A 12,724-nucleotide genomic window follows, 5' to 3' on the forward strand; every position below is an offset into this window, starting at 1 on the left:
AGGTCAGGCGCTAAATGTAGCGCCTGTTTTTGTGTTCTAAGATTAGTGGGTTGCGGTGCCTGGCGTGTACTTGGCCAATTCCACCTGGAACTGTTCTACGCCGTCTTTGCCCTTGTACATGCGTACCATCATATGATCTAGGCTAGGAGCAAACCAGGCGATGGCTTGGCGCTTATCATTGTCGTACACACGTTTAACCTTGATGGTTTCCACATTGCCTATGGGCAGGGTAATGGTTTCGTTGCCAATCACCTCGAATTGATATTCGCGGTTGTTGCCCTTTTTATCCACTATGGGGTAGGTAAACTTGGTTTCACCCTTGCTTAGCGCCTGACGCAATGAGATCTGGTAAGAAAGCACGTCCTGGAAGTTTTGTTGCCAGGTGCACTCAAGCGGGTATTTAGACTGGTTGCTAAATACCTGTTGCTGCTGGTGATCAAAACTGATCTTATAGGTTTTATCCGGGCCGGTACCTGAGCGCTTAAGTATATAGTCTATGGGCAATACGGCACCATCGACATACTTAAAGCGACTGCTTTCCTGGCGCTCGTCGGAGAAGATCATCCACTCAATTTCGCTGCGGTAGCTTAATTGGTAGAGGTCATTGTCGACGCGGGTCAGGCTGCGCTGTGCGGCACCATGGCGTTCACCCTGACGGGTCACTATATACTCGGCGCTGTATTCGTTTAAGGCGATGGTCGGTGCAGGATCTGCGTCTTGCTGCTCGGCCTGAGCAAGATTGACACCGCAGCCAAGGACTGCGGCAATCAATAATTTAGCTGTCCAAGTACGCGCTGAGGTCGGCGCCTTGGCTTGGAAGGGTGTTGTTATCGAGCACTGCATAGTTATCTTCCATTTTCAGTCGTTGTTCGCTGAACCACTTAACCACCAACGGATAGATAATATGTTCTTGTGCATGCACTTTTTGCGCTAAGCTCTGTGCTGTGTCATCGCTTTCGATGGCCACCTGTGCTTGAACTATCACAGGTCCGCCGTCGAGCTCTTCGGTCACAAAGTGAACGCTAACGCCATGCACTTTATCGTTTGCATCTAAAGCACGCTGGTGGGTATTCAGCCCTTGGTACTTAGGCAACAAGGAAGGGTGAATGTTCAACATTTTCCCTTTAAACTTTTGCACTAAGCCTGCTGTTAGAATACGCATAAATCCAGCTAATACAACACAGTCAGGTGAAAAACTCTCAATCAGCTCACCCAGAGCCACGTCATATTCTTCGCGCGTGGCAAACGCCTTGTGGTCTAACACTTTTGTTTCGATGCCAGCATTTTTGGCGCGCTCAAGGCCGAAAGCATCGGCCTTATTAGAGATCACCGCGCAGATTTCAGCGGGGAGGGTACCCGCTGTAACCGCATCAATGATGGCCTGAAGGTTAGATCCACTGCCCGAAATAAGTACTACGAGTCGAGCAGGTACCTGGCCTGGTGTCATTATTGCGCACCACCGGTGATTTCAACTTGCTCTTCGCCGGCAACAGCGTCTTGGATTTCACCAATGTGCCAAGCGTTTTCGCCGGCATCTTTAAGGATGCTCAGGCTTTGCTCTAGCTTGTCGGCAGGAACCACAAGCACCATGCCTACACCACAGTTAAAGGTGCGGTACATTTCGTGGGTTTCGATGTTGCCGTTGTCTTGTAGCCAGTTGAATACCGCAGGCCACTGCCAGCTGTCACCCTTGATCACGGCTTTAGCCGACTCAGGCAATACGCGTGGGATGTTTTCCCAGAAGCCGCCGCCTGTGATGTGTGAAAGCGCGTGTACGTCTACTTGCTTAAGTAGCTCTAGTACCGGCTTAACATAGATGCGCGTTGGCTCAAGCAGGTGCTCGCCTAGGGTTTTGCCTTCAAATTCGCTGTTGGTGTCGGCGCCAGATACTTCAAGAACCTTACGGATCAATGAGTAACCGTTTGAGTGCGGGCCGCTAGAGGCAAGAGCGATAAGCTGATCACCGGCAGCAACCTTAGTGCCGTCGATAATGCCTTCTTTTTCTACTACACCCACACAGAAACCAGCCATGTCGTAGTCGTCGCCTTCGTACATGCCAGGCATTTCAGCGGTTTCACCACCGATAAGGGCACAACCAGAAAGCTCACAACCCGCGCCAATGCCAGTAACTACGTCGGCAGCCGTGTCCACGTCTAGTTTGCCGGTGGCATAGTAATCAAGGAAAAATAGTGGCTCGGCACCTTGAACGATAAGGTCGTTAACACACATGGCAACCAGGTCGATGCCTACGGTGTCGTGCTTTTTAAGGTCGATTGCAAGACGCAATTTAGTGCCCACACCATCGGTACCGGCAACTAAAACAGGCTCTTTGTAGCCAGTCGGTAGCTGACATAGCGCACCAAAGCCGCCGATGCCGCCCATCACTTCAGGACGTTTGGTCTTTTTCACAACGCCTTTAATGCGTTCTACTAGGGCGTTACCCGCATCGATATCAACGCCGGCATCTTTGTAGCTAAGAGACTGTTTTTGTTCGCTCACAGGGTTTCCTCAAAATTTAATTTAGGGGTGATCAGGGTCTGTTGACCTTTGTTGTTTGTTTCTGCAGCAGTTTGTAGCAGATTTGTACAAGGCGTCACATGTGTGGTGTAGTTATTCTACATAAACATGTAACAACACAGTAGAAATGCGCTACAAACGCTGCCCTGTGGGTTCATCTAAACGCATCCTGCTCTGTGTTACTCGCTATGAACATAGGCGAGCAAGACCGAAGCAATGCTTCGCAGCTTAGCGAGGTGAGCGCATGGATGCGCGATGTAACCAAGCTTCATGGATGAATTTAACCAGATAAATCAGTGATTATATTCACCAGAATGCGTTTAGATTGAACATAAAGTAAACCACAAAGATAAACAGGCCCTCTAAACGCCGGGCATTTTACAGCAAATGCCGCGGCTTAGCTAGGAAAAGGAGGACCTTTGTCCTTGTTTATGCAGTGGCCACAATAACGGCTCTTAATGGTGCCGGATAGCCCTCAATAGTCTTGTTTGGATCATTAGGGTCTAGGAAATCGGCCAGAGATTCATTTTCCATCCATTCGGTGCGGCGCTGCTCGTTGAGCGAGGTTTGGTCGGTGTCGACGACGCGAATATCCTTAAAGCCAACACGGCGCATCCACAGCATCAGGGCTTCTGTGCTGGGGATATACCAGACATTACGCATTTTCGCATATCTGTCCTCGGGTACCAGAACTGTATTGATATCCCCCTCGATAACCAGGGTTTCTAACACCAGTTCGCCGCCTTTGCGCAACTGAGCGCGCAACTGGGCCAGGAAGTCGATGGGCGAACGGCGGTGATACAGCACGCCCATGGAAAACACGGTATCAAAGGCTTTGAGTTCCGGCAGTTGTTCCACCCCTAACGGCAGCAGGTGTACCGCCGGGTCTGGGTTATAGTGCTTAATGGTTTGGAACTGACAAAGGAATAAATCGCTTGGGTCAATGCCGACTACCAGCTCGGCACCTTCGCCGCGCATACGCCATAGGTGATAACCCGAGCCACAGCCGATATCCAGCACCTTGCGCCCATGCAGTGGGCTGATATGAGGTAAAACTCGATCCCATTTCCAGTCGCTGCGCCATTCGGTATCAATATCAATGCCGAACAAAGAGAAGGGACCTTTACGCCAGGGCATAAAACGCTGCAATAAATGGATAAGCTGCTTGCGCTGGCCTTCGTTAATATCCTCGCTGGTACCTACTTGCACCTGAGTTTGAATATTCACTTCTGAGGCGTTCAATTCAGGCAGGTTATTCAGTACTTTTTGCCATTTCGGCATATCGCCATGGCGGGCTTCGTCTTGCCAGTGTTGTAGTTGCGCCGGCAAGGTATTGAGCCAATGGCTGAGCTCGGTGCAGGCAATATGGCGATAAAATTCGTTAAACCACTGATTCATAGTTGTTCCGTTTATTTAATTGCGACCATGGAGCAAAAGTTGAAGCATTGATACCACACCTGGGTTTGGCTGAAGCCAATCTCATTAAGGCGGGTGAGGTGTGTGCTCAGGGTGTCGGTGCGCATCACATTCTCGATGGCGGTACGCTTTTGGCTGATCTCCAGCTCGGAATAGCCGTTGGCGCGCTTAAAGTCGTGGTGCAGATCGATCAACAGGTCGTCGACGATTTGATTTTCACCACGCAGCTTTTCGCTCAACAGTAAAACGCCGCCGGGCTTAAGGGCGTTGTAGATACGGCTTAATAGCGCCTGGCGTTTTTCCGGCTCAATAAATTGTAAGGTGAAGTTCATTGCCACTACAGAAGCATTTTCTAATTTGGCGTCTAAGATATCGCCCAACTCAACCTTGACCGGTACCGTGGAGCGAAAGCCTTCAAGGTGTAAACGGCAACGTTCAACCATGGCTGCGGAATTGTCGATGGCAATGATCTCACAGCCGGTTTGGTTCAGGTTGCGGCGCATGCTCAGGGTCACGGCGCCCAAGGAGCAACCTAAGTCATAGAGGTTACTGTTGTTTTGCGCGTACTTACCGGCAAGTTTGCCCAGGGTGCTGACTATGGTGGCGTACCCGGGGACCGAGCGCTCGATCATATCGGGGAATACTTCCACTACCTTGGCGTCAAAAGTGAAGTCTTTTACTTGTTGTTCAGAGGCGTAAATACTGTCTTTGGCTGACACTTTGCTAAGCTCTAGCTAGAAACGATGACGTTATTTTATCATTTTTGTGCTGTTTGTGGGCAGCTTTAGTCGGCGATTATGTACGGGCATTAACCCTGTGTGCTGGCCAAGGGGATATAAGAGCAGGAACAATGATAAAAAAGCGCGAATAAACCAAGCCTATTTGCCGTTAATTCAATATGTTAGTCGCGGCAATGCGCCATTAACAGCAGCAAGTGAGACTGTGCATGAGCAAAAGCAAAGTAATTAGCACCGATGATATCCTCGCTACCTTGTGTCATTCGGTCACTCAGGTCTTATCGTCCGCCAGTGGCAGTAGCATAGGTTATTCCGCCATGGTGCAGAAAATATCGCACACTTGTATGCGCCCGGACCTAGGCTGTTTTGTGCTGTTTGACGGCGGTTTTAGCGCCTTAGTGGTGACCAACTTCAGCGCTGGGGCGGCGCTGGAAATTTACGGCAATTACCTGCGCAACATGGGCATGCCACAGAGTGAGCTGGCAAAAAGCCATTTATCCGATGATGTGGCCAATGTGCTCGGTGAATTGATGAATCAGATTGTCGGCGACTTTAGCAAAAAAGTGCGTGAACTACTGCACACTTCTATCAGCCAAAACCAGCCGAAAATGATGGCTATTAATAAGCAGGTGCAGATCTCCGTCGGTACTACCTCAGACAGACCGCAGGCACGACGGGTCACCTTTACCACCCAAAGTCAGCATATCTTCTATCTTGAAATGGCGATGGAAAAAACCGAGTTTTTTAAGCTGCGTGATTTTGATATCAATGAAGACTTGGATACACGTGAAGCAGCCGACTTGGATAAGAGCGCAACTAATCCCCGCGCCAAGGCCAAGCAAGCGCAAGACGTAGAGCAGGATATCGATGATGACTTTATGGAAAACCTCGGTTTATAGTGGTGAGCCTCGGGGGGACTAAAAGAAACTGCTTTGCTGCTTGTATTCACCGGCAAAGGGGTCGACAGCTCTATGATGATAACCGCAGTGGGCTTTTAAATCTTGAGCAAACTGTCGTGCTAATAAGGGTGCGCCATGATTGTCGGCGGTGTGCAAAAACACATAGGGCTCACGGCCTTCATCCAGCCATTGCTTAATCTTTTTGAGCCAGGGTTGATAGTAGCTTTGATATTCATCCCCCATGGCGGCGATAACAAAACGTACGATAGGACGCTGGCCCAAAGCAATAGCATGCACGGGGAGATGGGGCTTCTTTTGCTGGGCATCAATAATGGCGTCGTTATAAGGCTTGGCGGCAAACAGCGCCCGGGTATCCATGCACACACGATCTATGCCCTGTTCAAAACAATAGCGATTAAGCTGTTTCTCGCCATCCCCTTTGGTGAAAAATTCAGGATGCCTGACTTCTATGCTGCGGCCGATGTCCGCGGGTATCTGCGCCATAAAGTGTTGTAAGCGACTCAGGTGCATGGGGGCAAAACTGGCGGGCAGTTGCAACATCAGGGATCCGGTTTTTTCCAGCAAGGGTGACATTAACTTCAACCAGGTATGTACCGCCTGTTTATCACATTGCAGCGCCAGGTCGTGGCTAAAACGCTTGGGAAACTTAAAGGTAAAGCGAAAGTCATCGCCGGTGGCCTCATGCCAGCGCTGTATTGTCTCAGTCTTGGGATCGGCATAAAAGGTGGTGTTCCCTTCCACCGAGTTAAACACCTGGGCATATTGCGCCAGCATCTGGGCGTTTTGACAGTCGGAAGTAAAAAGACTGCCTTTCCAGGCGTTATTGGCCCATTGTGGGCAACCCAAATACAACATCTGTGCTTTTGCTCTTGTCTTTATTTGCTCTGATACGCAAATGCTACCATAGCTTGGGTCTTCAAGGTGGTGAATAAATAGCCAAGCCGTAGTTTGCTTCGTGACATTGACCGCCGATTTTATATAATTGACGCAATTTATTTGGCCACTGCGTGCATTTAGCTCACGCGCTTACAATTAAAACAGGAATATTATGCGCTCTATATATTGCGGACACTTGAATAAAAGCCATGTCGACCAAGAGGTTACTCTTTGTGGTTGGATCAACAAACGCCGTGATCTAGGCGGTTTGATCTTTGTCGATGTGCGTGACCGCGAAGGCCTGGTGCAGGTGGTGTTTGACCCTGAAGTAGAAGGGTTAATGGATATTGCCAACAAACTTCGTCAAGAATTCTGTGTCCAGATCAAAGGTGTGGTGCGTGCTCGCCCCGAAAGCCAAGTAAATAAAGATATGGCCACAGGTGAAGTTGAAATTCTTGGCACCGCGCTTGAAATCATCAACCGTGCCGAAGCGCTACCGCTGGACTTTAACCAGCAAAACTCGGAAGAGCGTCGTCTTAAATACCGTTATCTTGACCTGCGTCGTCTTGAGATGAGCGATCGCATTAAACTGCGCGCCAAGGCTTCAAGCTTTGTACGTCGTTTCTTAGACAGCAACGACTTCCTTGATATCGAAACTCCGGTATTGACCAAGGCGACACCAGAGGGTGCTCGTGACTACTTGGTACCTAGCCGCGTACACCACGGCAGCTTCTACGCCTTGCCACAGTCGCCGCAGTTATTTAAACAGTTGCTGATGATGTCTGGTTTCGACCGTTATTATCAAATCGTGAAATGTTTCCGTGATGAAGACTTACGTGCAGACCGTCAGCCTGAATTCACCCAGATCGATATCGAAACCTCGTTTATGACGTCAGATCAGGTTCGTGCTATCACCGAAAAACTAATTCGTGATATGTGGCAAGAGCTACTGAACGTTGATCTTGGCGAATTCCCTGTGATGGGTCACGAAGAAGCCATGCGTCGCTTCGGTTCGGATAAGCCGGACTTACGTAACCCGATGGAACTTATCGACGTTGCCGACTTAGTGAAAGACGTTGAGTTTAAAGTATTCTCAGGCCCGGCCAACGATGAAAAAGGCCGTGTAGCTGTACTTACCGTACCAGGCGGTGCTGAGTTATCACGCAAACAAATCGATGATTACACTAAGTTTATCGGCATCTATGGTGCAAAAGGTCTGGCCTGGATGAAGGTTAACGACCGCGACGCCGGTGTTGAAGGCGTGCAATCACCTATCGCTAAATTCCTAAGTGAAGAAGTGATCACTGCCTTGCTAGAGCGCACCAATGCGCAATCTGGCGACATCATTCTATTTGGTGCCGACAGCCGCAACGTGGTTAACGAAGCCATGGGTGCACTACGCTTGAAAATCGGTTTAGACCTTGAGCTAACAGATTTAAGCAAGTGGGCACCGCTTTGGGTTGTTGACTTCCCAATGTTTGAAGAAGACGACGAAGGTAACCTGCACGCGGTACACCACCCGTTCACGGCACCAAAAGGCGTAAGCCCAGAAGAGCTGGAAGCCAACCCGGCAGGCACCTTATCCGATGCCTATGACATGGTCTTAAACGGCTACGAAGTCGGTGGTGGCTCGGTACGTATTCACAACAGCGCCATGCAAGAAACAGCTTTCCGCATCTTGGGTATTGAAGAGCAGGAGCAACAAGAGAAGTTCGGCTTCTTACTGGATGCCTTGAAGTACGGTACGCCTCCACATGCGGGTCTGGCCTTTGGTCTTGACCGTCTGGTAATGCTGCTATGTGGCACGGACAACATTCGTGACGTAATCGCCTTCCCGAAAACTACTCAGGCTTCATGCTTGATGACGGATGCGCCAAGCGGTGCCAACCCGGATGCGCTTAAAGAGCTGGGTATCGCCATTGCACCTAAAGCAAGTGCGACAGCGGAGCAGGGTGAGTAATCCGCTCGCTCAGACACAGAGTTCAATCTTAAAAGCGGCTTAGGCCGCTTTTTTCTTGTGCCTCGCCTTTACACTGGTCATCCATACAGTTACCATTGTTTGGTGCAATAACAAGAATAAGGTTTCTGGGTGAGTATTATTTTGGGGATTGACCCTGGCTCGCGATTCACCGGTTACGGCGTGGTGCGCCAGCAAGGACAGCGTTTTGTCTATCTGGGCAGCGGCTGTATTAAGCTTGGTGAGAACGCGTTTCCAACGCGCTTAAAAATGATCTACCAAGGTGTCACCCAGTTGATCGAACAGTTTAACCCCGACGCCTTTGCCATTGAGCAGGTCTTTATGGCCCATAACCCGGACTCGGCACTCAAGCTGGGTCAGGCTCGCGGTGCCGCCATCGTTGCCGCCACCATGGCAGAGCTGGGCGTCCATGAGTATTCCGCGCGCCAGGTAAAACAGGCCGTGGTGGGTAAGGGCTCGGCAGAAAAAGCACAAGTTCAACATATGGTTAAGCATATTTTAAAGCTGCCGGCGACGCCCCAGGCGGATGCCGCCGATGCCTTGGCCATTGCCATGTGTCATGGTCACTCACAACAAAACCTGATTAAATTAGCCGGCCAAGCGCGCAAAACCGTGCGTGGTCGTTTGAGGTGAATATGATAGGAAGAATTCGCGGACAATTAGTCGAAAAACAGCCTCCAGAAGTGCTGGTGGATGTGGCCGGTGTCGGCTATGAAATCAGCTTGCCCATGAGCTGTTTTTACGCCTTGCCTGAGTGCGGCGAAGACGTCACCCTGTTTACTCATTTTGTGGTGCGTGAAGATGCCCAGCTTCTATTCGGTTTTAACACCAAAAGCGAGCGCGCTCTGTTTCGAGAGCTGCTAAAAGCCAATGGTGTGGGTCCTAAACTTGGCCTTGGCATTCTCTCTGGCATGTCGGCGGAGCAGTTTATCCGCTGTGTCCATCATGGCGATGCCAGCACCTTAGTGAAATTGCCTGGGGTGGGCAAGAAAACCGCCGAGCGTCTGGTGCTGGAAATGAAAGACAGACTCAAAGACTGGGGGCCGGATTTATTCACGCCATATACGGATGTGGCGCCCCTTAGCGGTGCAGGTGGTGATACCTTAGTAGCCGCCAATGCCACAGACGATGCTATTGCTGCCCTGGAAGCCTTGGGTTATAAGAATAGTCAGGCAACAAAAGCGGTGAAAGCCGTTGCCCAGGAGGCCATGACCTCGGAGCAAATGATCAAGCAAGCGCTTAGGGCGATGCTGTAACAGAGATAAGTGAATGATAGAAGCGGATAGACTAATTGAGCCCCAGCAGCAGGGCAATGAAGACGTGGTCGATAGGGCCATACGACCTAAGCTGCTGGCGGACTATCATGGTCAGCCTCATGTAAAACAGCAAATGGATATCTTTATCGAGGCGGCACGCTCTCGCAGTGAGGCCTTGGATCACTTGCTTATCTTCGGTCCGCCGGGCCTGGGTAAAACCACGTTGGCGAACATAGTCGCCAATGAACTGGAGGTGAGTATTAAAACCACTTCAGGCCCGGTATTAGAAAAGGCCGGCGACTTGGCGGCCTTGCTAACCAATTTAGAAGCCCATGACGTGCTCTTTATCGATGAAATCCATCGCATGAGCCCGCATGTGGAAGAAATTCTCTACCCGGCCATGGAAGACTATCAACTCGATATCATGATAGGCGAGGGTCCGGCAGCGCGCTCAATCAAGTTAGATTTACCGCCTTTTACCCTTATCGGTGCAACGACTCGGGCCGGCTCTTTAACCTCACCGCTGCGCGACCGTTTCGGTATTGTCCAGCGCCTGGAGTTTTATAATGTCGATGACCTGGCATCCATAGTTAAGCGCTCTGCAACTCATCTTGGTTTGAGCATAGACGAGCAGGGTGCATACGAGGTTGCTAAACGTTCGCGGGGCACGCCGCGTATTGCCAATCGCTTGTTGCGCCGCGTTCGTGACTTTGCCGAGGTGAAAGGCGATGGCAGCGTGTGCGCCGATATTGCCGCCCAGGCTCTGGATATGGTGGATGTTGATAAAAGCGGTTTTGATTACATGGATCGCAAGTATTTACTGGCGATCATCGAGAAGTTTATGGGTGGGCCGGTTGGTTTGGACAACCTCGCCGCCGCCATAGGCGAAGAAAAAGAAACCATTGAAGATGTCATTGAGCCTTATCTGATCCAGCAGGGCTTTATTCAACGTACACCAAGAGGGCGCATTGTCTCTGACCATGCCTATGCTCACTTTGGTCTGCATAAGGCGACCTAAGTCTGGTGTGTAAAATCGCATTTTATTAGCCGAGCACTAATTAGCCGAGCCATAAGCTCGGCTTTTTTATGCCCGGAATACCTCTGTAGGTCGGGATTCATCCCGACAAAAGTGCACCCTTGATACCTTGTCGACGCGAAGCAACGGCCGACAACAGGCAGCCAATTGCTTGTCATACGACAGCCGATTCACAGCGGATTAAGGCTGCACCGATTAGGGTCTGTGACTGAGCTTGATTCAGGCAAAAAAAAGCCCGCTAATAAAGCGGGCAAAACAACAAGTTGAAGGAAGTAAATCCGAGGAACACACCAGCTGCTCAATAGTAGGATGAAACAGCCGATGGTGTGAGGTGGGGAATCAGAAACCACCTCATGAACTGTGCAATAGAGCCATAGTTGGTTGCGCTAGCTCAGTACAGGGAGAATAATAAAGCGGTAGCAGATTTTCTTCAAACTAGAAAAATTATTTTTTTCGGATAAAAAAAACTAATACCGAATAAAATCTTCATGATGATATTTTGCGCAATAAACGTAAGGCTATTAGCTTTGTATGTTGAAATATAAGGCTATTATTATTTTTGTGCTTTTTTTGTTCTATTAGAATTACTATTTTTTAACTTGTAATACATCGGCAAAATGACAGCTTATGCGAATAATTCGCATAAAATCTGTTTTTTTGGAACTTTTTCGCATGTAAAAGAGCCCAATAAGATATCTGTGTATCTGCCTGTTAACCACAGCCTGCGGCGATTTATCGGCGCTAGGCGGCAATTCATGGCAAGGTCATTGTCAGCGCAATTATGACTGGGTACACTAGGGTTCATTGTGTGTCGTACGCTGTATTGAGCGCGGATACAGTTAATTGCAATATACGCGCCTTAGGAGAAAATACGTGGATTCAGGATTAAACTTTATTGATCTTATTTTAAAAGCCAGCTTTTTAGTACAGCTGGTGATGCTTACCCTGGTTGCCCTGTCGGTGCTTTCTTGGGCCATTATCATTCAGCGTCGCAAAATACTTAGCAACGCCCTAACGAATGCGAAAAAGTTTGAATCCCGTTTTTGGTCTGGCGTTGACCTTTCTAAGCTGTATAACGAAATCTCTGCTCGCGGTACCCAAAGTGAAGGTATCGAAGCCATTTTCACGTCGGGTTTTAAAGAATTTGCCCGCGCCAAGAAAAACAATCTCTCTGCCGCTGCGATGGGAATTGATGGTCCACATCGTGCCATGCGTGTTGCCCTTTCTCGTGAGATTGAAAAGCTAGAAAACAGCCTGTCTTTCTTAGCCACTATCGGTTCTATCAGTCCTTATATCGGTCTGTTCGGTACCGTATGGGGCATCATGAACGCCTTTATCGCCTTGGGTGAAGTAAAACAAGCGACCTTGCAAATGGTTGCCCCGGGTATTGCCGAGGCTCTGATTGCAACGGCCATGGGTCTATTCGCGGCTATTCCTGCGGTTATCGCCTACAACCGTTTTGCTACCAAGATGGAAAAAATCGAATCTTATTACGGTAACTTTATGGAAGAGTTTGCCAATATCCTACATCGCCAGACTCTGACTCATGAGGTGAAAAGCCATGTATCAGCGTAAGAAGCGTCGTCCGGTCTCGGAGATCAACGTCGTTCCTTACATCGACGTGATGTTGGTGCTGTTAATTATCTTTATGGCCACCGCGCCTCTGATCACCCATGGCGTCAAGGTTGAGCTGCCGAAAATGGAGCAGTCGGAATTGGTGGATACCAAGGGTGAACCGCCTATCATTGCCTCTATCGATGCCGACGGTAAATACTATGTCAGTGCTAACCCTGACCCGGAAGAGGCTTTAGAAGCGGCTCAAGTTGTAGCGATAATTCAAATGCAACTGGAAAAAAGCCCGAAAACACCTGTGATGATCAAGGGTTCCGGCCAGGTCAGTTATCAAGAGGTACTCCGTCTTATGGACATACTAAGACAAAGTGGAGTGAACGAGGTGGGTCTGATGACGGAGTCGTTCGAGGATTAAT

13 protein-coding genes are annotated in these 12,724 nt (G+C 49.4%); 7 read left to right on the forward strand and 6 right to left on the reverse strand.

What is annotated here, in order from left to right:
* Window positions 1–42 precede the first annotated feature (42 nt).
* From C2M34_RS06835 to cmoA, 5 genes are all read right to left on the reverse strand, one after another.
* A complete protein-coding gene (locus C2M34_RS06835; protein WP_105258396.1) occupies window positions 43–843 on the reverse strand; it encodes a DUF3108 domain-containing protein in 801 nt (266 codons plus the stop codon).
* Window positions 776–1,447 (reverse strand): phosphoribosylglycinamide formyltransferase, encoded by a 672-nt coding sequence (gene purN / locus C2M34_RS06840; RefSeq protein WP_105258397.1) that lies wholly within the window; start codon window positions 1,445–1,447, stop codon window positions 776–778. Before purN ends, C2M34_RS06835 begins: the two co-directional genes overlap by 68 nt.
* Window positions 1,447–2,499: a phosphoribosylformylglycinamidine cyclo-ligase gene (gene purM / locus C2M34_RS06845; RefSeq protein WP_105258398.1), complete on the reverse strand. Its 1,053-nt coding sequence runs from the start codon at window positions 2,497–2,499 to the stop codon at window positions 1,447–1,449. Before purM ends, purN begins: the two co-directional genes overlap by 1 nt.
* 447 nt (window positions 2,500–2,946) lie before the next feature.
* Window positions 2,947–3,915 carry a tRNA 5-methoxyuridine(34)/uridine 5-oxyacetic acid(34) synthase CmoB gene (gene cmoB / locus C2M34_RS06850; RefSeq protein ID WP_105258399.1) on the reverse strand — a complete coding sequence of 323 codons (969 nt, stop codon included), beginning with the start codon at window positions 3,913–3,915 and terminating at the stop codon, window positions 2,947–2,949.
* Between the two features lie 11 nt (window positions 3,916–3,926).
* Window positions 3,927–4,652 (reverse strand): carboxy-S-adenosyl-L-methionine synthase CmoA, encoded by a 726-nt coding sequence (cmoA, locus tag C2M34_RS06855; RefSeq protein WP_105200502.1) that lies wholly within the window; start codon window positions 4,650–4,652, stop codon window positions 3,927–3,929.
* A gap of 227 nt (window positions 4,653–4,879) precedes the next feature.
* On the opposite strand from cmoA, the gene C2M34_RS06860 reads away from it, so the two are divergent.
* A complete protein-coding gene (locus C2M34_RS06860; RefSeq protein ID WP_105258400.1) occupies window positions 4,880–5,569 on the forward strand; it encodes a DUF3334 family protein in 690 nt (229 codons plus the stop codon).
* Between the two features lie 18 nt (window positions 5,570–5,587).
* On the opposite strand, the gene C2M34_RS06865 is transcribed toward C2M34_RS06860, so the two are convergent.
* Entirely contained in the window at window positions 5,588–6,445 is an 858-nt protein-coding gene (locus tag C2M34_RS06865) for a DUF72 domain-containing protein (protein WP_105200500.1), read from the reverse strand.
* Window positions 6,446–6,638: 193 nt separating this feature from the next.
* Here C2M34_RS06865 and aspS point away from each other — a divergent pair, with 193 nt between their 5' ends.
* The 6 genes from aspS (at window position 6,639) to tolR (ending at window position 12,723) form a co-directional block, all read left to right on the forward strand.
* Complete coding sequence (aspS, locus tag C2M34_RS06870) at window positions 6,639–8,426, forward strand: aspartate--tRNA ligase (protein ID WP_105200499.1); 1,788 nt, start codon at window positions 6,639–6,641, stop codon at window positions 8,424–8,426.
* Between the two features lie 129 nt (window positions 8,427–8,555).
* Window positions 8,556–9,077, forward strand: a complete 522-nt coding sequence (gene ruvC, locus C2M34_RS06875; RefSeq protein ID WP_105200498.1) for a crossover junction endodeoxyribonuclease RuvC — start codon at window positions 8,556–8,558, stop codon at window positions 9,075–9,077.
* 2 nt (window positions 9,078–9,079) lie between these two features.
* The gene (gene ruvA, locus C2M34_RS06880) at window positions 9,080–9,700 is read left to right on the forward strand and encodes a Holliday junction branch migration protein RuvA (RefSeq protein WP_105258401.1); all 621 of its coding nucleotides are present in this window, start codon (window positions 9,080–9,082) and stop codon (window positions 9,698–9,700) included.
* Window positions 9,701–9,713: 13 nt separating this feature from the next.
* Window positions 9,714–10,718 carry a Holliday junction branch migration DNA helicase RuvB gene (gene ruvB, locus C2M34_RS06885; protein ID WP_105200496.1) on the forward strand — a complete coding sequence of 335 codons (1,005 nt, stop codon included), beginning with the start codon at window positions 9,714–9,716 and terminating at the stop codon, window positions 10,716–10,718.
* 891 nt (window positions 10,719–11,609) lie between these two features.
* Window positions 11,610–12,311 (forward strand): protein TolQ, encoded by a 702-nt coding sequence (tolQ, locus tag C2M34_RS06890; RefSeq protein ID WP_105200495.1) that lies wholly within the window; start codon window positions 11,610–11,612, stop codon window positions 12,309–12,311.
* Entirely contained in the window at window positions 12,298–12,723 is a 426-nt protein-coding gene (tolR, locus tag C2M34_RS06895) for a protein TolR (RefSeq protein WP_105258402.1), read from the forward strand. Before tolQ ends, tolR begins: the two co-directional genes overlap by 14 nt.
* Window position 12,724: the final 1 nt, after the last annotated feature.

It is taken from the genome of Pseudoalteromonas sp. T1lg88, assembly GCF_002964765.1.
GTDB lineage: Bacteria > Pseudomonadota > Gammaproteobacteria > Enterobacterales > Alteromonadaceae > Pseudoalteromonas.

Bases quoted from the DNA above. Each gene is read 5' to 3' on its own strand.
- C2M34_RS06835 (WP_105258396.1), bottom strand. From the start codon at position 843: ATGCAGTGCTCGATAACAACACCCTTCCAAGCCAAGGCGCCGACCTCA.
- purN (WP_105258397.1), bottom strand. From the start codon at position 1,447: ATGACACCAGGCCAGGTACCTGCTCGACTCGTAGTACTTATTTCGGGC.
- cmoB (WP_105258399.1), bottom strand. From the start codon at position 3,915: ATGAATCAGTGGTTTAACGAATTTTATCGCCATATTGCCTGCACCGAG.
- C2M34_RS06860 (WP_105258400.1), top strand. From the start codon at position 4,880: ATGAGCAAAAGCAAAGTAATTAGCACCGATGATATCCTCGCTACCTTG.
- C2M34_RS06865 (WP_105200500.1), bottom strand. From the start codon at position 6,445: ATGTTGTATTTGGGTTGCCCACAATGGGCCAATAACGCCTGGAAAGGC.
- aspS (WP_105200499.1), top strand. From the start codon at position 6,639: ATGCGCTCTATATATTGCGGACACTTGAATAAAAGCCATGTCGACCAA.
- ruvA (WP_105258401.1), top strand. From the start codon at position 9,080: ATGATAGGAAGAATTCGCGGACAATTAGTCGAAAAACAGCCTCCAGAA.
- ruvB (WP_105200496.1), top strand. From the start codon at position 9,714: ATGATAGAAGCGGATAGACTAATTGAGCCCCAGCAGCAGGGCAATGAA.
- tolR (WP_105258402.1), top strand. From the start codon at position 12,298: ATGTATCAGCGTAAGAAGCGTCGTCCGGTCTCGGAGATCAACGTCGTT.